The 23,273-nt window shown below is 71.0% G+C and carries 20 protein-coding genes and 1 pseudogene; 15 read left to right on the top strand and 6 right to left on the bottom strand.

Going from position 1 to position 23,273, the window contains the following annotated elements:
* The first annotated feature begins 159 nt into the window (after window positions 1-159).
* The 3 genes from ACFT7S_RS15370 (at window position 160) to ACFT7S_RS15360 (ending at window position 3,238) form a co-directional block, all read left to right on the top strand.
* Window positions 160-1,860, top strand: a complete 1,701-nt coding sequence (locus tag ACFT7S_RS15370) for a lytic transglycosylase domain-containing protein (RefSeq protein WP_382731648.1) — start codon at window positions 160-162, stop codon at window positions 1,858-1,860.
* A 183-nt stretch (window positions 1,861-2,043) separates the two neighbouring features.
* The gene (locus ACFT7S_RS15365; RefSeq protein WP_328909580.1) at window positions 2,044-2,181 is read left to right on the top strand and encodes an SPW_0924 family protein; all 138 of its coding nucleotides are present in this window, start codon (window positions 2,044-2,046) and stop codon (window positions 2,179-2,181) included.
* Between the two features lie 43 nt (window positions 2,182-2,224).
* On the top strand, window positions 2,225-3,238 hold the full coding sequence (locus tag ACFT7S_RS15360) for a DUF3068 domain-containing protein (protein WP_382731644.1): 1,014 nt from the start codon (window positions 2,225-2,227) through the stop codon (window positions 3,236-3,238).
* Between the two features lie 67 nt (window positions 3,239-3,305).
* On the opposite strand, the gene hrpB is transcribed toward ACFT7S_RS15360, so the two are convergent.
* Window positions 3,306-5,816: an ATP-dependent helicase HrpB gene (gene hrpB / locus ACFT7S_RS15355; RefSeq protein WP_382731641.1), complete on the bottom strand. Its 2,511-nt coding sequence runs from the start codon at window positions 5,814-5,816 to the stop codon at window positions 3,306-3,308.
* 49 nt (window positions 5,817-5,865) lie between these two features.
* Window positions 5,866-6,678 (bottom strand): class I SAM-dependent methyltransferase, encoded by an 813-nt coding sequence (locus ACFT7S_RS15350; protein WP_382731638.1) that lies wholly within the window; start codon window positions 6,676-6,678, stop codon window positions 5,866-5,868.
* A gap of 396 nt (window positions 6,679-7,074) precedes the next feature.
* On the opposite strand from ACFT7S_RS15350, the gene rpsA reads away from it, so the two are divergent.
* A complete protein-coding gene (gene rpsA / locus ACFT7S_RS15345; protein WP_382731636.1) occupies window positions 7,075-8,589 on the top strand; it encodes a 30S ribosomal protein S1 in 1,515 nt (504 codons plus the stop codon).
* Between the two features lie 113 nt (window positions 8,590-8,702).
* Here the strand turns inward: rpsA and ACFT7S_RS15340 are convergent, their stop codons facing one another.
* A complete protein-coding gene (locus tag ACFT7S_RS15340; protein ID WP_382731633.1) occupies window positions 8,703-9,683 on the bottom strand; it encodes a right-handed parallel beta-helix repeat-containing protein in 981 nt (326 codons plus the stop codon).
* 327 nt (window positions 9,684-10,010) lie between these two features.
* Between ACFT7S_RS15340 and ACFT7S_RS15335 the strand changes: the two genes are divergently transcribed.
* From ACFT7S_RS15335 to ACFT7S_RS15325, 3 genes are all read left to right on the top strand, one after another.
* Entirely contained in the window at window positions 10,011-10,949 is a 939-nt protein-coding gene (locus ACFT7S_RS15335; RefSeq protein ID WP_382731630.1) for a PAC2 family protein, read from the top strand.
* A gap of 44 nt (window positions 10,950-10,993) precedes the next feature.
* Window positions 10,994-11,596 (top strand): dephospho-CoA kinase, encoded by a 603-nt coding sequence (gene coaE, locus ACFT7S_RS15330; RefSeq protein WP_382731628.1) that lies wholly within the window; start codon window positions 10,994-10,996, stop codon window positions 11,594-11,596.
* Window positions 11,597-11,722: 126 nt separating this feature from the next.
* Window positions 11,723-12,091 (top strand): tetratricopeptide repeat protein, encoded by a 369-nt coding sequence (locus ACFT7S_RS15325; protein ID WP_382731626.1) that lies wholly within the window; start codon window positions 11,723-11,725, stop codon window positions 12,089-12,091.
* A 51-nt stretch (window positions 12,092-12,142) separates the two neighbouring features.
* Here ACFT7S_RS15325 and ACFT7S_RS15320 read toward each other — a convergent pair whose 3' ends face one another.
* Window positions 12,143-12,421 carry a DUF6343 family protein gene (locus ACFT7S_RS15320; RefSeq protein WP_382731623.1) on the bottom strand — a complete coding sequence of 93 codons (279 nt, stop codon included), beginning with the start codon at window positions 12,419-12,421 and terminating at the stop codon, window positions 12,143-12,145.
* A 141-nt stretch (window positions 12,422-12,562) separates the two neighbouring features.
* Here ACFT7S_RS15320 and ACFT7S_RS15315 point away from each other — a divergent pair.
* From ACFT7S_RS15315 to ACFT7S_RS15305, 3 genes and pseudogenes are all read left to right on the top strand, one after another.
* Window positions 12,563-13,183: pseudogene (locus ACFT7S_RS15315) on the top strand (class I SAM-dependent methyltransferase).
* Between the two features lie 168 nt (window positions 13,184-13,351).
* Window positions 13,352-13,813: a DoxX family protein gene (locus ACFT7S_RS15310; RefSeq protein ID WP_382731622.1), complete on the top strand. Its 462-nt coding sequence runs from the start codon at window positions 13,352-13,354 to the stop codon at window positions 13,811-13,813.
* Between the two features lie 436 nt (window positions 13,814-14,249).
* Window positions 14,250-14,885, top strand: coding sequence for an alpha/beta fold hydrolase (locus ACFT7S_RS15305; protein WP_382731620.1), 636 nt, complete (start codon window positions 14,250-14,252; stop codon window positions 14,883-14,885).
* Window positions 14,886-14,894: 9 nt separating this feature from the next.
* Here ACFT7S_RS15305 and ACFT7S_RS15300 read toward each other — a convergent pair whose 3' ends face one another.
* Complete coding sequence (locus ACFT7S_RS15300; RefSeq protein WP_382731617.1) at window positions 14,895-15,248, bottom strand: hypothetical protein; 354 nt, start codon at window positions 15,246-15,248, stop codon at window positions 14,895-14,897.
* A gap of 205 nt (window positions 15,249-15,453) precedes the next feature.
* Between ACFT7S_RS15300 and ACFT7S_RS15295 the strand changes: the two genes are divergently transcribed.
* The 3 genes from ACFT7S_RS15295 (at window position 15,454) to ACFT7S_RS15285 (ending at window position 20,721) form a co-directional block, all read left to right on the top strand.
* Window positions 15,454-16,341: a slipin family protein gene (locus tag ACFT7S_RS15295; protein WP_382731614.1), complete on the top strand. Its 888-nt coding sequence runs from the start codon at window positions 15,454-15,456 to the stop codon at window positions 16,339-16,341.
* Window positions 16,342-16,501: 160 nt separating this feature from the next.
* Complete coding sequence (locus ACFT7S_RS15290; RefSeq protein ID WP_382731611.1) at window positions 16,502-19,390, top strand: SNF2-related protein; 2,889 nt, start codon at window positions 16,502-16,504, stop codon at window positions 19,388-19,390.
* Entirely contained in the window at window positions 19,387-20,721 is a 1,335-nt protein-coding gene (locus ACFT7S_RS15285) for an SWIM zinc finger family protein (protein ID WP_382731608.1), read from the top strand. The genes ACFT7S_RS15290 and ACFT7S_RS15285 overlap by 4 nt, the downstream gene beginning before the upstream one ends.
* A 6-nt stretch (window positions 20,722-20,727) precedes the next feature.
* Here ACFT7S_RS15285 and ACFT7S_RS15280 read toward each other — a convergent pair whose 3' ends face one another.
* Window positions 20,728-21,939, bottom strand: coding sequence for a pyridoxal phosphate-dependent aminotransferase (locus ACFT7S_RS15280; protein ID WP_382731606.1), 1,212 nt, complete (start codon window positions 21,937-21,939; stop codon window positions 20,728-20,730).
* Between the two features lie 85 nt (window positions 21,940-22,024).
* On the opposite strand from ACFT7S_RS15280, the gene ACFT7S_RS15275 reads away from it, so the two are divergent.
* Together ACFT7S_RS15275 and ACFT7S_RS15270 are read left to right on the top strand one after the other, a co-directional pair.
* On the top strand, window positions 22,025-22,693 hold the full coding sequence (locus ACFT7S_RS15275; protein ID WP_382731603.1) for a winged helix-turn-helix transcriptional regulator: 669 nt from the start codon (window positions 22,025-22,027) through the stop codon (window positions 22,691-22,693).
* Between the two features lie 81 nt (window positions 22,694-22,774).
* Window positions 22,775-23,236 carry a cupin domain-containing protein gene (locus ACFT7S_RS15270; RefSeq protein ID WP_382731600.1) on the top strand — a complete coding sequence of 154 codons (462 nt, stop codon included), beginning with the start codon at window positions 22,775-22,777 and terminating at the stop codon, window positions 23,234-23,236.
* The last annotated feature ends 37 nt before the right edge of the window (window positions 23,237-23,273 follow it).

Genomic DNA, 23,273 nt, shown 5'->3' with positions numbered 1-23,273 from the left:
CGCGCCCGGGGCATGCCGTACAACTTGCTGTCGGGAACGTGAAAAAACAGTAAGAACCGGTCAACGCCCAGTGTCCGGGCGGCAGGAGTTGTCGTAGGGTCGCCTGAGTTCTCGCGCTGGGGAGCGCGAGCAGCCGTCGACGGGGAGGGACCAGAACGTATGGCAGCGCAATTCGGCCGCCGACTGCGCAGGGGGGCCACCACCACAGCGGTGGCCGCGGCTGCTGTGGCAGCCCTCACCGCCTCGCAGGGACCCGGTGCACCACTGGCCGAAGACGCGGGAAGCGGAGACCAGAAGACGGCCGGTTCCTCGTCGTCCGGTGACAGCGCGGCCACGGGCAACTCGCCCTACTACACGGACCTGCCGCCGCTGACCACGCCCAACAAGCCCGGCACCTCCGTGAATCTGCCCGTCACCGGCAGTGCGGAAGCCGGGATACCCGCCTCGATCCTGGCCGCGTACAAGAAGGCCGAGCAGTCCGTCGCCGGCAGCGACGCCGCCTGCCGCCTGCCGTGGCAGCTCCTCGCCGCGATCGGCAAGGTCGAGTCCGGCCAGGCCCGCGGCGGCCGTGTCGACGCGAACGGCACCACCTACTCGCCGATCCTCGGACCTGCCCTCAACGGCCAGGGCTTCGCCCTGATCAAGGACACCGACGACGGGGCGTACGACGGCGACGCCACCCACGACCGCGCGGTCGGCCCGATGCAGTTCATCCCCTCCACGTGGGCGACCTGGGGCCAGGACGGCAACAGCGACGGCCGCGAGGACCCCAACAACATCTACGACGCGGCACTCGCGGCCGGGCTCTATCTCTGCGCCGGTTCCCGCGACCTGGCGGTCGGCGCCGACCTCGACCGGGCGGTGCTGAGCTACAACCAGTCGCAGGAGTACCTGCGGACGGTGCGCTCCTGGTTCGACTACTACAAGCGCGGCACCCACGAGGTTCCCGACGGCGCCGGAGTCCTGCCGACCGGTCCCCGCGGCGGAAGCGGCAACAGCGGCGGTTCGGCGAGCCCCTCGCCCACGCCGCCCGCGTCCAGTGCCCCCGGCGGAGGAAAGACACCGAGCCCGAAGCCGCCGACGGCCGGCGGCTCGACCACCCCGAAGCCGACTCCGCCGCCCACCACGCCGCCGCCCACCACGCCGCCGCCCACTACGACGCCGCCCCCCAGCCCCACGCCGCCCCCGACGCTCGGCAGCCTGGAGAACGCCGGTACCGGCCCGCTGACCGCCACCGCGGGCCAGGCGTTCAGCGAGCGAGTCACCGTGCGGGCGAGGAACACCCTGGGTGCTCCGCTCGCCAAGGCGTCCGTGACCTTCACCATCATCGGTGACACCGACACGCGCTTCTCCGGAGGGCTGACCACCATCACCTTCCGTACCGCGGCCGACGGCACGGTCACCTCTCCGGTGCTGCAAGCGGGCGAGAAGGCCGGTGCGTTCAAGGTGACCGCCGTCGCGGGCACCACCAATCCGCGCACGCTCACCTACGGCGCGACCGTCACCGCCCGCCAGGCCGACGCCATCGCCAGGACCGGGGAAGCGGCCGTGACGGCCGCCGCCGGCGCCCAGTTCGACGCCGTCGAGGTCAAGGCGACCTACAAGGGCGCCGCAGCCGCGGGTGTCGCCGTCACCGCCACGATGATCACCGACGCCGAGCAGCCGGCCGAGAACGACAAGGGCCCGTACTTCAAGGGCGCGGACGGTACTCCCGTACGCACCCTCCCGGGTCTCAAGACCGGCGCGGGCGGCCTCCTGACGTTGCCGGCCATCCACGCCGACAGCGCCCCGGGCACGTACACGCTGCGTCTCACCACCGAGGGCGGCGCCACACTCGACATCGTGCTCACGGTGTCCTGACCGCTGAGCTCCGCACTGCACAGCCGCCTCTTTGCCCTCACGGGCAGGGGGGCGGTTCTGTTTGTTCCCCTCTTTACGCCCGCGCGTTCCCATCTCGCCCCTGCGTGTTCTCATCTCGCGCCTCTGTTGCTACGGTGCCCAACCCTGACGCCCCATCAGATCCCCGCTCCCGGGAGGCCGAGCATGCGTGCCCTCGTCGCCGCCGCCATCGGACTGGCCGCAGCCCTCGCGCTCGTGTTCACCGTCACCGCGATCGGAGCACCGCCCGGCGAGACCTCGCCCAAACCCCTGCTGACCACCGTCCCGGGCCCCAAGAAGTAGCGCGAAAGCACCCGCGGGCAGCACACCGAGGGAGGACACCACCATGCGCCGCCGAGCCGGCCTCGTACTCCTGGCCTTCGCCGTCTTCTTCGCCGCCATGTCACCGCTGCTGCGCTGGTACGCCTTCCCCCGGCTGGCGAAGATCCCGCCGAGCCAGTACCAGGAGATGGTCCTGGAGGCGAAGCCCGCCACGCTCCTCGACTACAGCACCCTCAGGTCCGAGAAGGTCGAGAAGGTCACCATCGTTCAGACCCTCAAGGGCAACGTGGAGGAGTCCGAGAAGATCGAGCGCAGCGCCGGACGCGATGTCGTGGTCTGGGACTCGCTCTCCTATATCGAGGGCCCCGACGGCAAAATGGTGTCCCAGATTCCCGAGCGCTACATCTTCGACGCCCACAGCCAGGACCCCGTCCACGCCACCGGCGAAATGGTCGACGGCGATCCGGTCCGCCGCGAAGGCATCGAGTACAAGTGGCCGTTCCTCACCGAGAAGCGCGATTACGAGTACTTCGACGCCCAGAGCCGCACGACCTCGCCCATCCACTACAAGGGCACCCGCACCTTCCGTGGCATGGACGTCTACTACTTCGAGCAGACCATCCCGTGGACCCGGGTCCCGATGCCGAAGAAGATGCCCATCAAGGGCGTCACCGCGGCGCAGGTGGCCAAGACGGGCATGACCCGGTGGTACTCCACCAAGCGGATGTTCTGGGTCGACCCGGTCACCGGCGCACCCGTCAACGGCGAGGAGATCCACAAGGAGGAGCTGCGCAACGCGAAGAAGATGGGCATGCCGCAGGACACCGTCACCGCGTTCGCCGGCCATGTGAAGATGCGCGAGGACTACATCGTGGACACCGTCGAGCTGGTCAAGTCCCAGCGCGTCCTGATCCTCCTGCTGACCTCGTACCTGCCCTGGGGCTTCCTGCTTCTCGCCACCGGACTCCTCGCGCTCGCCCTCTGGCTGGAGGCGCGCTCCCGCCGCCCCGGCCCACCTTCGCCCGACCCGGAAGCTAGGGCCTGTCCGGCGGATCATGGCCGGGGCCACGGTGTCTGACACTTCCCCGAGCTCTCGGCTTCGTTCGAGCAGGGGAGACCCCCGACCCTGACCCGCCGGACAGGCCCTAGTCCCGCCTGAGCCGCGCCGAGGTGAAGCGGGTCGCCTCGACCGTCGTCGGGTCCTCGGGCCACGGATGCTTCGGATACCGGCCGCGCAGCTCGGCACGTACCGCCTTGTAGCCCTCCCGCCAGAACGACGCCAGATCCGCCGTCACCGCCGCCGGACGCCCGGCGGGGGAGAGGAGATGGAACAGCACGGGCACGCCCGCCACCCGGGGCGTCTCCCGCAGCCCGAACAGCTCCTGGAGCTTCACCGCGAGTACGGGCTGCGCCCCGCCGTACTCCACCCGGATACGGGACCCGCTCGGCACCTCGATGCGCTCAGGCGCCAGCTCGTCGAGCCGGGCGGCCTCACCCGTCGCCCACGGCAACAGCCGCCGCACCGCCTGCCCGGCGTCGATCCGCCCGAGATCCGAACGGCGCCGCGCCCGCGACAGCTCGGGCTCCAGCCACTCCTCGGTACGCGCCAGCAGGGCCTCATCCGCCACATCGGGCCACGGTGGCCCCAGCTCCCGGTGCAGAAAGGCGAGCCGCGACCGCAGCTGCTCACTGTCCCGGCTCCACCGCAGCAGCCCGGTGCTTTCGCGCCGCAGCCCCTCCAGCAACGCCCCGCGCACCAGCTCCGGCTTCGGCTTCTTCAGCGCGCGCACCGACAGTTCGACGGCACCGAGCCGCTCCACGGACCGGGCCACGACATCGCCGTCCACCCAGCGCACCTCCTCGCCCGAGAACCGCAGATGCCCCGCCGCCAGCCGCGCCGTGTCCTCGTCGACGACGGCGGCCAGCCGCACTCGCGCGGACGCCGAATGCGCGGGCCGGTCCGCTACCGCGACCGCCAGCCAGGGCGCGCTGCGCAGCCGTGAACCGTCCCGGAGCTCCGCCCCGGTCCCCGATGCCATCAGGAACGTTCCTTCGCCCCGCGCCCGTGCCACCCGCTCCGGAAACGCCAGAGCCGCGACCAGCCCGACCGCCGCGTCGTCGGACCCGGCCGACCCGGATGACCCGTTCCTCGTTGTCCCCAGCGAGGACGACAGCCGTCGTACCTCCTGCCGCCAGCGGGCCGCATAACCGTCCTGCCCCCGCCGCGCGGTACGCAGCGCCGCCGCCAGATCGTCCCCGTACTCCCGGGGCGGCTCCTCGCTCAGCAGCGCCACCACCTCGGCCGCCCGCCGCCCGCCCACCTCGGCCGCGCCGTCCAGCAGGGCCCGCGCCAGCCGGGGGTGCAGGCCGAGCCGGGACATCCGTACGCCCCGGTCCGTCACCCGCCCCGCCGCGTCCACGGCGCCCACCGCCGTCAGTACCTCCCGGGCCGCGCCCATCGCCCCGGCAGGCGGCGGATCGAGCAGCGCGAGCCCCGAGGCGTCCGGATCGCCCCAGCACGCCGCCTGCAACGCGAACGCCGCGAGGTCGGCGACCTTGATCTCCGGCGACGGGAAGCGCGCGAGCCGCCCGTCCTCCGCCTGCTCCCAGCACCGGTACACCGCCCCCGGCGCCTCACGCCCGGCCCGGCCCGCCCGCTGCCGCCCCGCCGCCTGCGAGGCCCGTACGGTCGTCAGCGCGCTCAGGCCCCGCGCATGGTCGGTACGGGGCTCCCTGGCCAGTCCGGAATCGACGACGACCCGCACCCCCGGCACCGTCAGCGACGACTCCGCGACCGAGGTCGCCAGCACCACCCGCCGGCCGTCGGACGAACCGGCCAGCACCGCATCCTGCACGGCCGCCGGAGCCCGCCCATGCACCTGAAGCACCTCGGCAGCCACCCCGCTGAGCTGCCCGGCGACCCGCCCGATCTCACCCACACCGGGCAGAAAACACAGCACGTCCCCCTCGCGCTCCGCGAGCGCCCGGCGCACCACCGAGGCGACATGCGTCAGCAGCGCCGGATCGACCCTCATCCCGTGCGGCGGTTTCACCGGCCGGGACGGCGGCGCCCACACGACCTCCACCGGATGCGACACGCCCTGCGCCTCCACCACCGGGGCATCGCCCAGCAGCCGCGCCCAGCCCTCCGCGTCCGTCGTCGCCGACGCGGCCACCAGCCGCAGATCCGGCCGCAGGGCGGCCCGTACGTCGAGCAGGAACGCGGCGACCGTGTCCGCGTCCAGATGCCGCTCGTGGCACTCGTCGATGATCACCACATCGATCCCGGCGAGCTCCTGGTCGCGCTGGAGCCGCTGGAGCAGCACCCCGGTGGTGACGACCTCCACCACCGTGTCGCGCCCCACCACGCGCTCCCCGCGGACCGTGAAGCCCACGCGTCCGCCCGGCTGCTCCCCGAGCAGCCAGGCCATCCGCCGTGCCGCCGCCCGCGCCGCGATCCGCCGGGGCTCGGCGACCACGACCCGCCGAACCGCACCGGTGCCGGTCAGCCCGGCAAGGACGAGCGGTACGAGGGTCGTCTTGCCGGTCCCGGGCGGCGCGCAGAGCACGGCGACGCCCCGCTCGTCGAGCGCCCGCTCCAGGGCGGGCACAGCGGTACGTACGGGCAACTGGTCCAGCGCGTCGGTACGGATCACGCCCCCAGTCTCGTACGCCGCACCGACAGCCCCGAACGCCGGACAGGCCCTAATCCCGTTCGCAGACGAAGATCGCCGTCCCGGGGATGAGGTTGCCGCGCAGCGGGGACCAGCCGCCCCACTCCTGGTTGTTCCACGCGGGCCACTCCGGCTCGACGAGATCGACCAGCCGGAAGCCGCCGGCCACCACGTCCCGGACCCGGTCACCGAGCGTCCTGTGGTGCTCGACGTACACGGCGTTGCCCTCTTCGTCCTGTTCCACATAGGGGACACGGTCGAAGTACGAAGCGGCGACCGACAGTCCCTCGGGACCGGGCTCGTCGGGGAACGCCCAGCGGATCGGGTGGGTCACCGAGAACACCCACCGGCCGCCGGGCCGCAGCACCCTGCGCACCTCCCGGAACACCTGCACGGGATCGGCGACGAACGGCACCGCGCCGTAGGCCGAGCAGGCCAGGTCGAAGGAGCCGACCCGGAACGGCAGCTTCCCCGCGTCCGCCTCGACCAGCGGGATGCCCTCGCCGATGCGCAGCGCGTGCTGGAGCTGGCGGTGGGAGAGGTCCAGGGCCACCGGGCGCGCGCCCTGGGCGGCCAGCCAGCGGGAGCACTGGGCGGCGCCGGCGCCGATCTCCAGGACGTCCAGGCCGTTCAGTGAGGCGGCGGGGCCCAGCAGCGCCGCGTCGGCCTCGTCGAGTCCTTCAGGTCCCCAGACGAAGCGGTCGTCCCCGAGGAAGGCCCCGTGGTCGCTCTGGTACTCGTCGGCGTTCCGGTCCCACCAGCCGCGACTTGCCCGGCTGCTTTCCGATTCTCCGGCGATCCGGCGCGTTGCTTCCGGTTCGGCCTCATGGATCTCTTGGCTCATCGTGCCCGTCGTTGTAGTTTGCCTTCACCCGTCGCACGCGGTATCCACCGGTGGGTACCCGGTGGTACGGACGCGTGCCCAAGACACATTGCCGTGGCCGATGTGGCCTCGGGGAACATGAGTTGTGCCGGGAATGGGTCGTTGTGCCCCGGGTGTGCGCCTTCGCGCATTGACCCTGTCCGGCTGCCCCCGTATGCTACAAGTTGCGCTGCGAGCCTGCGCGCCTCAGACCTAGCAGGCCGCGCTCGCGTCTGTTGAATGTCCCCTCGGTTGTCGAGGCGGCGCCCGTACGACGGGTTGGTCGCTTTCCAGGCTGTCCGGCTTCTGCAGAGGCGATACGGGCTTTCGGCGTAGCAGTACCTACGACTCACTGTCCGTACCGGAGCCCTTTCCCACATGACGAGCAGCACCGAGACCACCGCCACCACTCCGCAGGTTGCGGTCAACGACATCGGCGACGCGGACGCGTTCCTCGCGGCGATCGACGAGACGATCAAGTACTTCAACGACGGCGACATCGTCGAAGGCGTCATCGTCAAGGTTGACCGGGACGAGGTTCTCCTCGACATCGGTTACAAGACCGAAGGCGTCATCCCGAGCCGCGAGCTCTCGATCAAGCACGACGTCGACCCGAACGAGGTCGTCAAGGTCGGCGACGAGATCGAGGCCCTGGTTCTCCAGAAGGAGGACAAGGAAGGCCGCCTGATCCTCTCGAAGAAGCGCGCTCAGTACGAGCGTGCCTGGGGCACCATCGAGAAGATCAAGGAAGAAGACGGCATCGTCACCGGTACCGTCATCGAGGTCGTCAAGGGTGGTCTCATCCTCGACATCGGCCTCCGTGGCTTCCTGCCGGCTTCCCTCGTCGAGATGCGTCGTGTCCGCGACCTCCAGCCCTACGTGGGCAAGGAGCTCGAGGCCAAGATCATCGAGCTGGACAAGAACCGCAACAACGTGGTCCTGTCCCGCCGCGCCTGGCTCGAGCAGACGCAGTCCGAGGTTCGCCAGACGTTCCTCACGACCCTGCAGAAGGGTCAGGTCCGCTCCGGCGTCGTCTCCTCGATCGTCAACTTCGGTGCCTTCGTGGACCTGGGTGGCGTCGACGGTCTCGTGCACGTCTCCGAGCTGTCCTGGAAGCACATCGACCACCCGTCCGAGGTTGTCGAGGTCGGCCAGGAAGTCACCGTCGAGGTCCTCGACGTGGACATGGACCGCGAGCGCGTGTCCCTGTCGCTCAAGGCGACGCAGGAAGACCCGTGGCAGCAGTTCGCCCGGACGCACCAGATCGGTCAGGTCGTCCCGGGTAAGGTCACGAAGCTCGTTCCGTTCGGTGCGTTCGTGCGCGTCGACGAGGGCATCGAGGGCCTGGTCCACATCTCCGAGCTGGCCGAGCGCCACGTGGAGATCCCGGAGCAGGTCGTCCAGGTCAACGACGAGATCTTCGTCAAGGTCATCGACATCGACCTCGAGCGTCGTCGCATCAGCCTCTCGCTGAAGCAGGCCAACGAGTCCTTCGGCGGCGACCCGGCCTCGGTCGAGTTCGACCCGACGCTGTACGGCATGGCCGCGTCGTACGACGACCAGGGCAACTACATCTACCCCGAGGGCTTCGACCCCGAGACCAACGACTGGCTCGAGGGCTTCGAGGCTCAGCGCGAGGTCTGGGAGACCCAGTACGCCGAGGCGCAGCAGCGCTTCGAGCAGCACCAGGCCCAGGTCATCAAGTCCCGCGAGGCCGACGAGGCCGCTGCTGCCGAGGGCGCTGCTGCCCCGGCCGGCAGCGCTCCGGCTGCCTCGGGCGGCACCGGTGGCGGCGGCTCGTACTCCTCGGAGTCCGATGACAACTCCGGCGCCCTGGCGTCGGACGAGGCACTGGCCGCGCTGCGCGAGAAGCTGGCGGGCGGCCAGAGCTGACGCTCTGACCCCGGTCGCTCATCGGCAGTAGCTGTAGAGCACTGAGTGAGGCCCGCTCCCTTCGGGGGCGGGCCTCACTCATGTCTCCGGGGAGTTCGGGGGGACTCCGAGGGTTACGGCGTGACGGTGATGTTCGTCAGCCCCTTGCCGCCGGTCACGGTGTTGCTGCTGTGCACGGTGGTCCGGCAGTTCGACGAGTTGTTGGTGACGTTGATGGCGAGCTGCTTGTCGCCGCCGGCGCCGGTGAGGTCCGAGACGTTGTCGCGGAAGACGGTGCCGCAGCCCCAGCCGCTCTGCTGGGTGTGTGTCTCGTAGCCATTGTTGGTCGTACGGGAGCCCTTGTTGCCCTCGACCAGGACGTCGTTGCCCTTCACGTCGATCCAGGAGTCGTCGTAGTTGGCGCCGGTCAGACCGCTGCCGTCGAAGGTGTTGCCGATGATCCTGGCTCCGGTGGTGCCTTCCTTGATGTCGATGTTCTCGCCGCCGACCCCGGGGCCGATCACGTTGTTCAGGATCTGGGCCTGGTCGCTCCGGTCGGTGAGACCGCCGGCCGAGCCGACGTAGACGCCCTCGCCCATGCCGCGGCCGTCGTGCCCGGTGTCGTAGATGCGGGAGTTCCTGAGAATCCCGTTCCGGCTGGACGTGCGGAAGTGGACGCCCTCCATGTCCAGGTCGTGCACGGTCACCGAGTCGATGACGACGCTGTTCGCGGCGTCGGTCATGATGCCCTTCTGCCCACCGGTGACGGTGATGCCCTGGACGGTCCAGTACGAGGCGCCGTTGAGGTGCAGCCCGTAGCCGCCGCCCGCCGTGAGCACCGCCCTGCTGGAGCCGGTGAGGGTGATCCGGGCGGCGGACGTGCCCGGGGTGGTCGCCTTGAAATTGCCGGTGTACGTACCGTCGGCGAGCCGGATCGTGTCTCCGGGAGCCGCGGCGACGAGTGCGGACTTGAGCTGGGCCGTCGTGGTCACGTCGATGACGGCGGCCTGCGCGGGGCCTGCGGTGGCCAGAGCGAGGCCGCCGGTGGCGAGAGCGAGGCCGCCGGTGGCGAGAGCGGTGGCCAGCAGAGCGGTGAGAGAGGTGCGGGTTCGCATGTGGGGGTGCCTTCCCGTCGAAGGGTTCGAGACGTTCTCGTACATGAACAGGGGGCGAGTGTCTGAACGTGCTGCCCAGTGACGGTAGGGAGTGGTGGTGGTCATGTCAAGGTCTGGACCAATGTTTCCTTCAGGGTGGTGAACAGAGGGAAATGTGCGGGACACACGAGAAGTTGACGGGCCGTAACTTCTCCTGGGCGTGGACGCCGATTGCCCGCGCTGCGCACCCGTGTTCCGGCCTGACCGGCAGTGAATGGGGTACAGAGCCGGGAATGCCCGTGCCCCCGGAGGCGTTCTTCTGGGGGAATACGAGGAGGAGCGGTAACCGTGCCTGATCCGCAGAATTTGTATGAATGGGAGCCGGAGGGCCTGGCCGTCGTCGACATGGCGCTCGCCCAGGAGTCGGCCGGTCTGGTCATGCTCTACCACTTCGACGGATACATCGACGCGGGCGAGACCGGCGAGCAGATTGTCGACGGCCTGCTCGAAACGCTGCCTCACCAGATCGTGGCGCGCTTCGACCACGACCGGCTCGTCGACTACCGTGCGCGGCGCCCCCTGCTGACGTTCCGGCGCGACCGCTGGGCGTCGTTCGAAGCCCCGACGCTGGACGTCCGCGTCGTCCAGGACGCCACCGGAGCGCCCTTCCTCCTGCTGTCCGGACCCGAGCCGGATGTGGAGTGGGAGCGGTTCGCTGTCGCCGTGGAGCAGATCGTGGAGCGGCTTGGTGTGCGCCTCGCGGTCAACTTCCACGGCATCCCGATGGGCGTCCCGCACACCCGCCCGGTCGGTATCACCCCGCACGGCAACCGCACCGACCTGATGCCCGGCCACCGCAGCCCGTTCGACGAGGCGCAGGTGCCCGGCTCGGCGGAGGCTCTCGTCGAGTACCGCCTGATGGAGTCGGGACACGACGTACTGGGCGTCGCCGCCCACGTGCCGCACTACGTGGCCCGTTCCTCGTATCCCGACGCCGCGCTCACCGCACTCGAAGCGATCACCGGCGCGACCGGTCTGGTCCTGCCGAGTGTCGCGCACACGCTGCGCACCGAGGCACACCGCACACAGACCGAGATCGACCGGCAGATCGGCCAGGGCGACGAGGAGCTCGTCACGCTCGTCGAGGGCCTTGAGCACCAGTACGACGCGGTCGCGGGCGCCGAGACCCGGGGCAATCTCGTGGCGGAGCCCGTCGATCTGCCGTCCGCGGACGAGATCGGCCTCGAATTCGAGCGGTTCCTCGCCGAGCGCGAGGGCGACGTCTGACCGGGCCATGACGGCCCGGCGGGGTGGGGACTAGGCTGCCGTTCATGCTGAAAGTGGGCCTGACCGGCGGTATCGGCGCCGGCAAGAGCGAGGTGTCACGGCTGCTCGTCGGCCTCGGCGCCGTACTGATCGATGCCGACAGGATCGCGCGCGAGGTCGTCGAGCCCGGAACCCCCGGGCTCGCGGCCGTCGTGGACGCTTTCGGCCCCGGAGTCCTGAGCGCCGACGGCACCCTGGACCGTCCCGCGCTGGGCGCGATCGTCTTCGCCGACGCCGACCGGCTCGCCGCGCTCAACGCGATCGTCCACCCGCTGGTCGGCGCACGCTCCGCCGAGCTGGAGCGGGCCGCGGGCCCCGATTCCGTCGTCGTCCACGACGTCCCGCTCCTCACCGAGAACAGCCTCGCACCCCTGTACGACTTGGTCGTCGTCGTGGATGCCACCCCCGAGACCCAGCTCGACCGTCTTGTACGGCTGCGCGGGATGACGGAGTCAGATGCCCGCGCCCGGATGGCGGCGCAGGCGACGCGTGAGCAGCGAAGGGCCGTCGCCGACCTGATCATCGACAACGACGGGCCGCTGGAGGCGCTGGAACCGCAGGTCCGCAAGGTCTGGGCGGACCTGGAGGAGCGAGCGGCGGCCGGCTGACCCTCCGCCCCCGCGCCGCCCCGTCCCCACCGGACCGTACGGAACGCCCTGTGCCCACGGGATCGTACGGAATACCGTGACCCGGGCGGACGTTGGAAACGGGCGAGCGAGGGGAAGGATGCGAGCGTGCCCGAGACGAACCCGGAAACCCATGTCATCGACTTCCGTGCGGCCGAGCACCTACTGGCTGCACGCGATCCACGGGGTGCCGTCAAGCTGCTCGACTCGGTGATAGCCGCCCATCCGGAGAACACGGCGGCCCGCCTGCTGCGGGCCAGGGCCTTCTTCGCCGCGGCCCAACTGCGCCCGGCCGAGCTGGAATTCGAGCTCGTCCTGGAACGTGAACCGGACAACGCCTTCGCGCACTTCGCCCTGGCCCGCACCTTCCAGCGGGCCGGCCGCCCCGGTCAGGCCACCCGGCACTTCCGGCTCGCCGCCGCGCTCGACCCGAAGCCGGAGTATCTGAAGGCCGCACGCTTCGACGAACGGGCCTGATCCGGTACGTCCTGATCCGGTACGTGGGGTCAGCGGCTCCGGTGCGTGGGGTCAGCGGCCGAGCCTGCCGCGCCCGCCGTGATCGGGTTCGTACGGTGGGATGTCGCGTCCGGGCTGGTAGTGCGGCCCCTGCCGGATGTGGTGGACGACGACGCCGATGTCCGTGAGCGTCAGCACCAGCAGGACACCGCAGGCCGCGGCCCAGACGGGTCGGTCGGTCAGGATGAAGGCCACCAGGCCGAAGACCGCCCAGCTCAGGCCGAACAGGGCCAGAGCCAGCCGCATCCGCAGGGGGCTGCGCGCAGTCGCGGGTTCGCTGCCGGTACGCATACTGATCGCCTCACCTCCCAGCATGGACCTCCCGGCCGGTGCAGAAAAGCGCGGCGACGGAGTGTGACCGGCCGGGCCCGCCGCGTACCGCTGGACCAATCGGCGGGGAATGGCCGCCACCGCCCGTACGTTCGGCTGGACATGAGCGGACAACTGATACGTGAGGGGCACTCAGGGATCGGGCCGGGCACCATTACTCCGGACGCGAGCATCCTGGAACTGGGCTGCGGGGCGGGCCGGGTGACGCACCCACTGGTCGCACGCGGGTTCCGGGTGACCGCCGTCGACGAAATTGCCACAGATGCTGGAGCGTGTGCGGGGGGCCCGCACCGTACAGAGCCCCATCGAGTCGCTGGATCTTGAGGGGGAGACCTTCGACTGGTGATGCTCGCGTCGTTCCTGGTGCATACGAGCGATCACCGGGTCCGCGAGGGGCTGCTGCGGACCTGCCGTAGACACGTCAAGGACGGCGGGGTCGTCCTCATCCAGCGGGAAGGCGCCGATTACGGCACGAATCTTCCGCGCGAGCGCGTGGACGCGGAAGCGGGCTGCACTATTCGGATCGTCTCGGCCGAACCGGTCGGGGGCTGGGTGCGCGCGGTGCGCGCCGAGTACCACTTCGACGACGCGCGGTGGACTCGGACGTTCCAGTCGCGCGAGCTCTCCGTGGAGGAGTTCGAGGGCCATCTCGACGCGGCCGGTCTGACGGTGGACCGCTATCTCACCGAGGACGGCGTGTGGGTGCGCGCACGTCCCAAGTAGCCCCGAAATCAAGGGGGATCGGTGGTCCGGAAGGCGATGAGTTCCGGACCCCGGCCCGGTCTACCTCTTTGTAAGCGCTACGGAAGCGAAGCAGTCAAAGCCCCGGCACCGGTCTCGCACCCGGCATCCGGCTTCCGCGCACCATGCACCCCTGAGGAGACCTCTGTCATGTCTGCAACCACCCGCGCCGCCGCAGCCACGTCCGCCGCAGCCACGTCCGCCACGAGCCCGTCCGCCGCTGAGCCGAAGCGCGGCCGGGGCGCCGTCGTACTGACCGGAGCCCGCTACCTCCTGGCGTTCTTCTTCGCGTTCAGCGCGTTCGCCAAGCTCGTCGCGCACGAGTCGGCGGTGGAGTCCTTCGACCGGATGGGCTGGGGCGGCGGCGCGATGTATGTGATCGGCGGCCTGGAGATGGCGGGTGCCGTCGCCCTGCTGATCCCGCTGCTGTCCGGAGTGGCGGCGATCGCGCTGGCCGCGCTGTCGGCGGGCGCCTCGATCGTGCAGCTGACGCTCCTCGACCCGCCGCTCGCGGTCATGCCCGCCCTGCTCGTCGTCGTGTTCGTGCTGATCGCCCGCGACCGGCACGACCGGACGGCACGGCTGCTTGCGCTTCTGGGCCGGCGCGCATAAGACCGACCGGCACATGGGGGGGTGGAAGAAGGAGCGGGGCTGGGTGCAGCTGCAAGGCGGAGGATTGAGGCAACGCGATGGGGTCTCCCTTGCTCGAGCGGAGCCGAGAGCTTGGGGAAGTTGGTGATTGACGACAACGCGGCAGATGTGCGTGCCCAGCCCCGCGACGCCGCTCCCCATGTGCCGGTCGGTCTAAGTACGGTGGAGCGGATGCCCTTCCGCTCCTCGCGCGCGACCGACTCCCGGGGGAACCATCCATGGCCCACCGCCTTTCCCGCGCCTGCACAGCACTGGCGACAGCCCTCACCGTGGTCTCCTGCGCGGGCGCGGCTCCGGAGGGTTCCGCCGCGCCCTCCGCTCCCTCCGGTTCGCGCCCGCTCTCAGTGACCCCCGGCCGTGTCCCGGCCAGGAGGGCGCGACCTGCGCCGATCTGACGGTGCCACTGGACCGTACGGGCAAGGTCGGCGGCACCCTGAAGCTCCAGGTGCTCACCGCGGGCCGCCCCGACGCACCGCGCGGCACCCTGCTCTTCCTCACCGGCGGCCCCGGCCGGCCAGGGGTGTCCATCGCCCCCACCATCCGCAAGCGGCTCCCGAAGGCACTCGCCGAGTACCGCCTGGTGATGATCGACCAGCGCGGCACCGGCGCTGCGGCCATCGACTGCCCCGCGCTCCAGAGCGAGGCCGGCAGCAGCGACACCGTCGCCCCCACCGCGGGGGCGTCCGCCCCGCTCGCCGGCCGGGAAACCGCGCTGGACCGCGCGGTGCGGCGGATCGAGCCGGGCACCGTCTGGCCCTTCGAGCCCAGGACCGCGGGCGAACAGGGAATGCCGCAGACCTGCCTGCCCTGGCCCGCATCCCGCCCCGGCGCCTCCGTACCGGACCGGAAGCTGTCCATGCCGGTCCTGCTCCTGTCAGGCGACCGCGACCTGTCGACACCGCCCGCCTGGGCCCGGCAGGTGGCCGCCGAACAGCCCCGCGCACGGCTGACGGTCATCGGCGGGGCGGGGCACTCCACCCAGAGCAGATCCGACGGGGGAGCGAAGGCGGCCCAGGAGTTCCTGCTGAGGTAGCGCGCTCGCTCAGTGGATGACGGTGTAGCTGCGCCAAGGTCCCGTACGGGGCTCGGTGAAATCGGTGAGGGTGGTCGCGAGGTACGTCGTGTCGCCACCGCTGCAGTTGCGGGTCCGGTAGAGCACGACGTCGACCAGGGTGCCGTTGTGGACCTCGTGGGCCCCCAGCGGCAGCCGGTGACAGCCCCTCACGCTCGGGCTGTGCACGGAGATCACGGCGTGCCGCTCGGTGGTGTACGTGACCGGTCCGACGGCGGTGCGTCCCAGACCGGAACAACCCGAGACGGTCAGGGTGAGGAGCGCTGCTCCGGCTGCGATGCGGAGACGGCGTCGACGGTGGCGATCGGGCACGGTCACGGACATGGGCGGGTCCTCGTCTGCTCGTCCGGCGCATCTTTACGTCACGGAGACATGCTGGCGCTGGCCACCTTGCCCGCTGCCCGCCGCTCCGGCATCCGGTGTGCGGCCGGCCGGGCGACAGCTGTGCGGACGGAGGTTCGAGCGGTGCCCGAATGGGGCATACCGTGGTAATAGGGGCAATTTCCAGGTCGGCTGTCAGGGGGCCGAGATGGTCCAGGAGCTATTGATCGCAGCAGTGGGGGCGGTGTCGGTGGGCGTGGTGTACGCGACGGCAGCGGCCCGGGTCGTCAAGCAGTACGAGCGGGGGGTCGTGCTGCGGCTCGGCCGGCTCCGCCGCGATGTTCGGGAGCCGGGCTTCACGATGATCGTTCCGGTCGTGGACCGGCTGCGCAAGGTCAACATGCAGATCGTGACGATGCCCGTGCCCGCACAGGACGGCATCACCAGGGACAACGTCACGGTCAGGGTCGACGCGGTCATCTACTTCAAGGTGGTCGACGCGGCGAGCGCCGTCGTGCAGGTTGAGGACTACCGGTTCGCGGTCTCACAGATGGCACAGACGTCGTTGCGGTCGATCATCGGCAAGAGCGACCTGGACGATCTGCTGTCCAACCGGGAGAAGCTCAACCAGGGCCTGGAGCTGATGATCGACAGCCCTGCGGTGGGCTGGGGCGTGCAGATCGACCGGGTCGAGATCAAGGACGTGTCCCTGCCGGAGACGATGAAGCGCTCCATGGCACGGCAGGCCGAGGCCGACCGGGAGCGGCGCGCGCGGGTCATCAACGCCGACGCGGAGCTCCAGGCGTCCAAGAAGCTCGCAGAGGCGGCCAAGGAGATGTCGGGACAGCCGGCGGCGCTGCAATTGCGTCTGCTGCAGACCGTGGTCGCGGTCGCGGCGGAGAAGAACTCCACCCTCGTTCTGCCGTTCCCCGTCGAGCTCCTCCGCTTCCTGGAGCGGGCCACGCCGCCGCAGCAGGAACCCGCCCCCGAGCGGCTGGCCGAGAAGCCGACGCCGCCCGTGTGGCCCCAGCAGCCGCCGGACGCCGCCGCACCGGTGCCGACGCCGTCCGACGCCGAGCAGCTCACCCCGCACTGACCCCTTTCGCTCCGCCCTGACCTGCGATGACCGTGGGGCGGGGCTCGTTGTCAGACCACCCGCCTAGACTCGCCAGTCATAAGCAGTCGGCCGCGAATCGAGGCAGAAGGGGGGCGGCATCAGGGTGCGGAGCCAACGGGATCAACAGAACCGGTGGAGCGTGCGGGGCGGGCAGGACGAGCAGAGCCTTGCCGCCGACCGTCTGCTCCGCCGCGCAGCCGTGTTCCTGCCCGCTGCCCTGCCGAGAGACGGCCGGATCGCCTTCTGGGACCCGGAAGGACCGAGCGATTCCGCGGCCGTCGACGGCCTGCCCGGTACGACCGCCGAGCTCACCGTCGTACGGCGACAGGGGGCGGACGGCGTCCGCAGGCACACGGTGCAGGCGGTGCTGCTGCCCCTGGCCGACGCCGTCCCGCTGCTCGTCCGGGCCCGGCACCTCGCCTCCGCCCACCCCGCCACCCGGTGCTGGGGAGCGGCCGCGCTGCACGCCCTCAACCTGGTGGCGCGCGGCAGGCTTCTGCCCGGACTGACAGCCGACGACCACGACGCATGGCGTGCCGGACCGAGGGACGCCGAGGACGTGGCGCACCTCAGAGCCGTCGCCGCAGCCATGCCGCCCGAAGGCCACGCGGTCCCGCTGCCGGACCGTACGCCGCTCCAGGTGGCCGAGCCGGCGTCCCTGCTGGGCTCCTTCCTCGACGCGGTCGCCGACACCCTGCCGCGTACGCCGGCCGCCGCGTACGCGATGGGGGCGCCCTTCGCCGCCCGCGAGGCACAGCACCTGCCCGGCGCGCGCGCCTGGGCCGTCGAGGTGGCGGCGGGGCTGGACGCGGGGGTCAGGGTCTCGCTCCGCCTGGACCTGTCGGCGTACGAGCTGTTCGACACCGCCGAGACCTACGGCACCGACAGCGACGGGGAGAGCGATAGCGCGCCCGCCGCCCGCCATGCCGCCGCGGCCATCACCCAGGTCCACAGCCTGGCCGACCCGACGTACGTCATCGACGCGGCGGCCCTGTGGCACGGCGGGGGAGGAGACGCGTTCGGCCCCCGGGCCAGGATCGACGCGGTGCTGGCACTGCGCCGCGCCGCCCGCGTCTGGTCGCCGCTGGAACGGTTTCTCGACCAGCCGGTCCCCGATGTGCTCGCCCTCACCGAGGACGAGCTCTACGAGCTGCTGAGCGACGCGGGGGCACGGCTGGCGGGTGCGGGCGTCGCCGTCCACTGGCCACGGGAACTGGCCCGCTCGCTCACCGCTGCCGCCGTCGTCCGGACCGCTCCGGGCTCGGCCACCGACGGCACCTCGTTCTTCGACGCCGAGCAGTTGTTCTCCTTCAACTGGCAGCTGTCACTGGGCGACGAAGCGCTCACCGAGGCCGAGATGGACACGCTGGCCGAGGCCCACCGGCCCGTGGTGCGGCTGCGCGACCAGTGGGTCGTGGTCGACCCCGCGCTCGTACGCAAGGCACGCAAACGCGAGTTGGGCCTGCTGGACCCGGTGGACGCCCTGGCCGTCGCACTCACCGGCAGTGCCGAGGTCGACGGCGAGCAGGTCGAGGCGGTGCCGGTCGGCGCCCTCGCCGCGCTCCGCGCGCGTATCGTCTCCGACGACGCCACCGTGCCGCCGCCGCCCGGTCTCGACGCGACCCTGCGCGATTACCAACTGCGCGGCCTGGCCTGGCTGGACCGGATGACCTCACTCGGTCTGGGCGGCTGCCTCGCCGACGACATGGGCCTGGGCAAGACGATCACCGTCATCGCGCTCCACCTGCACCGCGCCCACCCCGCGCCCACGCTGGTCATCTGCCCGGCCTCACTCCTGGGCAACTGGCACCGCGAGATCAACCGCTTCGCGCCCGGTGTCCCCGTCCGCCGTTTCCACGGCACCGACAGGACCCTCGCGGACCCCGACGGCGGCTTCGTCCTCACGACGTACGGCACGATGCGCTCCAGCGCGACCCAGCTCGCCGCGCACACCTGGGGGCTGGTCGTCGCCGACGAGGCCCAGCACGTGAAGAACCCGCACTCCACCACCGCCAAGGCACTGCGCACCATCCCCGCCCCCGCCCGCGTCGCCCTCACCGGCACCCCCGTGGAGAACAACCTCTCGGAACTGTGGGCACTGCTCGACTGGACGACCCCCGGACTGCTCGGCCCGCTCAAGGCGTTCCGCGCCCGGCACGCCCGGATCGTCGAGAACACCGGCACGGCGGCGGGACTGGGTAACGAGGAAGCGGTCGAGCGGCTCTCCCGGCTGGTCCGCCCCTTCCTCCTGCGCCGCAAGAAGTCCGACCCGGGCATCGCGCCCGAACTGCCGCCCAAGACGGAGACCGACCACCCCGTCTTCCTCACCCGGGAACAGGTCACGCTCTACGAGGCCGCGGTACGCGAGACCATGGCCTCGATCGAGGCGGCGGAAGGCATCGCCCGCCGCGGACTGATCATGAAACTGCTGTCCTCGCTCAAGCAGATCTGCAATCACCCCGCGCAGTACCTCAAGGAGGAGCCCACCAGGCTCACCGGCCGCTCGGGCAAGCTCGCCCTGCTCGACGAACTCCTCGACACGATCCTGTCCGAGGACGGCTCCGTCCTGATCTTCACCCAGTACGTGACGATGGCCCGGCTCCTCTCCGCACACCTCGCCTCCCGGGCCATCCCCTCCCAACTGCTGCACGGGGGTACGCCGGTGGCCGAGCGGGAGCGGATGGTGGACCGCTTCCAGTCCGCCGAGGTGCCCGTCTTCCTGCTCTCCCTCAAAGCCGCCGGCACCGGACTGAATCTCACCCGCGCCGCCCATGTCATCCACTACGACCGCTGGTGGAACCCGGCCGTCGAGGAACAGGCCACCGACCGGGCGTACCGCATCGGCCAGACCCAGCCGGTGCAGGTGCACCGGCTGATCGCGGAGGGCACGGTCGAGGACCGGATCGGTGAACTGCTGGAGTCCAAGAGGGCCCTGGCGGACGCGGTCCTCGGCACCGGGGAGACGGCCCTGACGGAGCTCAGCGACCGTGACCTGGCCGACCTCGTCTCCCTCCGGAAGCCCGCATGAGCCCCCGCCCGGCCGCCCGCCCCGGCCTCTCGCCCGGCGACCGCTCCGCACCCCGCTCCGGGACGGCGCCCCGTTCCCGTCCGGGCCCCGACGATCTGCGGCGCACCTTCGAAGCGGTTCCGGCCCGCACCCGCGACGACGAGGGACCGTTCGCGGACAGCTGGTGGGGCCGTGCCTGGGTGGACGCCCTGGAGTCCCTGTCGATGGACGAGGGACGGCTCGCCCGCGGCCGTGCGTACGCGGACGGCGGTCATGTCGCCGCGATCACCGTCACCCCCGGCCGGGTCATCGCCTACGTCCACGGCAGCCGCCCCCGCCCGTACCGTGCGGAGCTGCGCCTGCGCACCTTCTCCGACACCGACTGGGACACCTTCCTCGACGCCGTCGCCGCCCGGCCCGGACACCTCTCCGCGCTGCTCGACAAGGAGATGCCGCACTCCCTGGTCGAGACGGCGGGAGAGACCGGTATCCGGCTGCTGCCGACCGCGGGCGATCTCGACCCGGACTGCTCCTGCCCCGACCACGGCTGGCCCTGCAAGCACGTGGCAGCCCTCTGTTTCCAGACGGCACGGCTCCTCGACACCGACCCGTTCGTCCTCCTGCTGATGCGTGGCAGGGGCGAGCGGGAACTCCTCGACGAGCTGGGCCGCCGTAACGCGGAGCACTCCGCCCGCGAACGGCCCACCGCGCCCCGGACCCCCTCGGTCCTGGCCCGTGAGGCCGTGGCCGACCGCTTCCTGCCCCCGCTGCCGGCGCCCCTCCCGGTCCCGCCGTATCCCGGTCAGCCCCCCTCGTACCCCGACCTGCCCGGCGCGCGCGACCCGCTCTCGCTGGACCACCTCGCCACGGACGCGGCGGCCCGTGCCCACACGCTGCTCACCACCGGCGCCGACCCCCTCGCGGGACTCACCACCTGGCAGGACGCCGTCCGGCTCGCCGCGGCCCGCCCCACCGCCGGACTCACCGCCACCACCCGCGCCCTCTACCGCGAGCTGGCCTACGCGACCAGCCGCACCACCACCGACCTGGCACGCGCCGTGGCCGCCTGGCGGCAGGGCGGCGCCGAGGGCCTTGCGGTCCTGGAGACCCCCTGGGACCCGCCGGCCGGCCCCTTCGACCGGGCACGCCCCGCCCTCGCGGCGGCCGACTTCCCGCGCTTCCAGCCCTGGCGCAACCACCTCACGCACCCGCAGGGCACCCTCCAGCTCCGCTTCGGTCGCGACGGCCGTTGGTACGGCTACGAATCGGACCCGGGCGAGGACGACTGGTGGCCCCGAGCCGTCCCGGACAACGACCCGGTGGGCGCGCTCACCGCACTGCTCGGCGGCTGACCGCCCTCACTGGCGATAGCCGCTCAGGAAACGGCCGATGCGGCTGATCGCCGCGTCGAGGTCGTCGGCGTGCGGGAGGGTCAGGATGCGGAAGTGGTCCGGGCGCGGCCAGTTGAAGCCGGTGCCCTGCACCACCTGGATCTTCTCCCGCAGCAGCAGATCGAGGACGAACCTCTCGTCGTCGACGATGTTGTGCACCTTCGGGTCGATGCGGGGGAACGCGTAGAGCGCGCCCTTCGGCTTGACGCACGACACCCCGGGAATCTCGTTCAGCTTCTCCCAGGCCCGGTTGCGCTGCTCGTACAGCCGGCCTCCCGGTACGACGAGTTCCCTGATCGACTGCCGGCCGCCGAGCGCGGCCTGAATGGCGTACTGCGCGGGCGCGTTGGGGCACAGCCGCATCGACGCGAGCGTGGTCAGCCCCTCCAGATAGTTGCGGGCGTGCTGCTGCGGGCCCGACACCACCATCCAGCCCGAGCGGAATCCCGCGACCCGGTACGTCTTCGACAGTCCGCTGAACGTGAGGCAGACCAGGTCGGGGGCGAGGACCGCCACGCTGTGGTGCTCGGCGTCGTCGTAGAGGATCTGGTCGTAGATCTCGTCGGCGAACACCATCAGTCCGTGCCTGCGGGCCAGGTCGAGGATGCCTTCGAGGATCTCGCGCGGGTAGACGGCTCCGGTCGGGTTGTTCGGGTTGATGATCACGACGGCCCTGGTGCGGTCCGTGATCTTCGCCGCCATATCGGCGAGATCCGGGTTCCAGTCCGAGCCCTCGTCGCAGGTGTAGTGCACGGCCTTGCCGCCCGCGAGTGTGGTCACCGCCGTCCACAGCGGATAGTCGGGGCTCGGGATCAGGACCTCGTCCCCGTCCTCCAGGAGCGCCTGCATGGCCATGGAGATGAGCTCGGACACGCCGTTGCCGAGGAAGATGTCGTCGACGCCGACGTCGGTCAGCCCCATCGCCTGATAGCGCTGCGCCACAGCACGTCGCGCCGACAGGATGCCGCGCGAATCGGTGTAGCCGTGTGCCTGCGGGAGCATCCGGATCATGTCCTGGACGATCTCCTCGGGAGCCTCGAAGCCGAAGAGCGCAGGGTTGCCCGTGTTCAGCCGGAGCACGCTGTGTCCCGCCTCCTCCAGGGCGTTGGCGTGTTCGATGACCGGGCCCCGGATCTCGTAACAGACCTCGTTGAGCTTGCTGGACTGCCGGAACTCCATGCGGTGCCTCCCCGACACGATTGCGATACTTGGTTTTACCAAGTTCGGGCTTGGAAAGTCCAACAACATGTCTAGACTGCGTCGCATGCCACGTCAGCCACAGCCGGCAGCACGACCGGTCCGCCGCCGGAGTTATGACCAGTTCTGCGCCTCCGCCCGCGCCCTCGACTCCGTCGGCGACCGGTGGACGCTGCTGATCGTCCGTGAACTCCTGGGCGGCCCACGTCGGTACACGGATCTGCACGCCGATCTGCCGGGCGTCAGTACGGATGTCCTGGCCTCCCGGCTCAAGGACATGGAGCAGAACGGCCTGGCCGTGCGCCGCCGGCTGCCGCCACCGGCCCCCGCTTCGGTGTACGAGCTGACCGAACGCGGCCACGGCCTGCTGCCGGTCCTGACGGCCCTCTCGGCGTGGGGGGCGCACGCCCTGGACGAGCGCCGCCCGACGGACGCGGTGCGTGCGCACTGGTTCGCCCTGCCGCTGTTGCGCGCCATGGACGGCCTGACCCATGCGGGTGTGGTCGAAGTGACCCTCGACGAGGGCGAGTTCCATGTACGCACCAGTGGGGGCGAGCCGGCGGCCGAGGTGTACGGCTACGGCCCCGCGGAGCGCCCCGACGCCCGTCTCGCGCTCGACGCCGAACTGTGTCTGGAGCTGGGGCGAGGCGAAGTGACTCTTGCCGAGGCGGTCAAGGACGGACGGATCGCGGTGTCCGGCGACAGTCCGCTCGCCGCCGAGATCCGCGGTGAATGACCCCGCACCGAAGGGATCCCGCCAGCCAACTCCCGCGTAGCGTAGCCATTTCGGCCACAAGTGGAGAATGAGGGGTCATCCATGGGACAGCGTGGAGGCGTACGCAGGGCTGTGCTCGTCGGTGTGTGCGTGGTGGCGCTCGGCTTCGTGCCGACGGCCGCGACCGCGACACCGGGCAGCGGGGTGAGCGGCACGGTCGTCGCCAAGGGAACGTCGGCGGGCAAGCTGAAGGTGGCGAGCCCGAAGGGCCGCGCCGATGTGACCTTCCGGACGATCACCATTGAGCCGGGCGGCTCCACCGGCTGGCACACCCACGCCGGTCAGCTGATCGCCGTGGTGAAGTCGGGGACGCTGACCCGTACGCTCAGCGACTGCTCGGTCGAGGTGACGCCCGCGGGCACCTCGTTCATCGAGCCGTCCGGGTCCGGACACCGGCACATCGGGCGCAACACCGGCCCGGAACCGGTCGTCCTGTGGGTGACCTACCTGCTTCCCGAGGGCCGCGCGCTCTCCGACGACGCCGAGGCGGTGGACTGCGGGTGAGACCGGCCGGCCGTGCGGCGGCCGGGGGATGATGGAG

Origin of the sequence: Streptomyces sp. NPDC057136, from assembly GCF_042670885.1 — a bacterium.
Lineage (GTDB): Bacteria > Actinomycetota > Actinomycetes > Streptomycetales > Streptomycetaceae > Streptomyces.
This window is presented reverse-complemented; position numbering and strand designations above follow the sequence as displayed.

Excerpts from the sequence above, each read along its gene's own strand:
- coaE (WP_382731628.1), top strand. The coding sequence starts at position 10,994 with ATGCTGAAAGTGGGCCTGACCGGCGGTATCGGCGCCGGCAAGAGCGAG.
- ACFT7S_RS15275 (WP_382731603.1), top strand. The coding sequence starts at position 22,025 with ATGCCACGTCAGCCACAGCCGGCAGCACGACCGGTCCGCCGCCGGAGT.
- ACFT7S_RS15310 (WP_382731622.1), top strand. The coding sequence starts at position 13,352 with ATGTCTGCAACCACCCGCGCCGCCGCAGCCACGTCCGCCGCAGCCACG.
- ACFT7S_RS15280 (WP_382731606.1), bottom strand. The coding sequence starts at position 21,939 with ATGGAGTTCCGGCAGTCCAGCAAGCTCAACGAGGTCTGTTACGAGATC.
- ACFT7S_RS15365 (WP_328909580.1), top strand. The coding sequence starts at position 2,044 with ATGCGTGCCCTCGTCGCCGCCGCCATCGGACTGGCCGCAGCCCTCGCG.
- ACFT7S_RS15360 (WP_382731644.1), top strand. The coding sequence starts at position 2,225 with ATGCGCCGCCGAGCCGGCCTCGTACTCCTGGCCTTCGCCGTCTTCTTC.
- ACFT7S_RS15320 (WP_382731623.1), bottom strand. The coding sequence starts at position 12,421 with ATGCGTACCGGCAGCGAACCCGCGACTGCGCGCAGCCCCCTGCGGATG.
- ACFT7S_RS15350 (WP_382731638.1), bottom strand. The coding sequence starts at position 6,678 with ATGAGCCAAGAGATCCATGAGGCCGAACCGGAAGCAACGCGCCGGATC.
- ACFT7S_RS15340 (WP_382731633.1), bottom strand. The coding sequence starts at position 9,683 with ATGCGAACCCGCACCTCTCTCACCGCTCTGCTGGCCACCGCTCTCGCC.
- ACFT7S_RS15300 (WP_382731617.1), bottom strand. The coding sequence starts at position 15,248 with ATGTCCGTGACCGTGCCCGATCGCCACCGTCGACGCCGTCTCCGCATC.
- ACFT7S_RS15285 (WP_382731608.1), top strand. The coding sequence starts at position 19,387 with ATGAGCCCCCGCCCGGCCGCCCGCCCCGGCCTCTCGCCCGGCGACCGC.
- ACFT7S_RS15270 (WP_382731600.1), top strand. The coding sequence starts at position 22,775 with ATGGGACAGCGTGGAGGCGTACGCAGGGCTGTGCTCGTCGGTGTGTGC.
- ACFT7S_RS15295 (WP_382731614.1), top strand. The coding sequence starts at position 15,454 with ATGGTCCAGGAGCTATTGATCGCAGCAGTGGGGGCGGTGTCGGTGGGC.
- ACFT7S_RS15370 (WP_382731648.1), top strand. The coding sequence starts at position 160 with ATGGCAGCGCAATTCGGCCGCCGACTGCGCAGGGGGGCCACCACCACA.
- rpsA (WP_382731636.1), top strand. The coding sequence starts at position 7,075 with ATGACGAGCAGCACCGAGACCACCGCCACCACTCCGCAGGTTGCGGTC.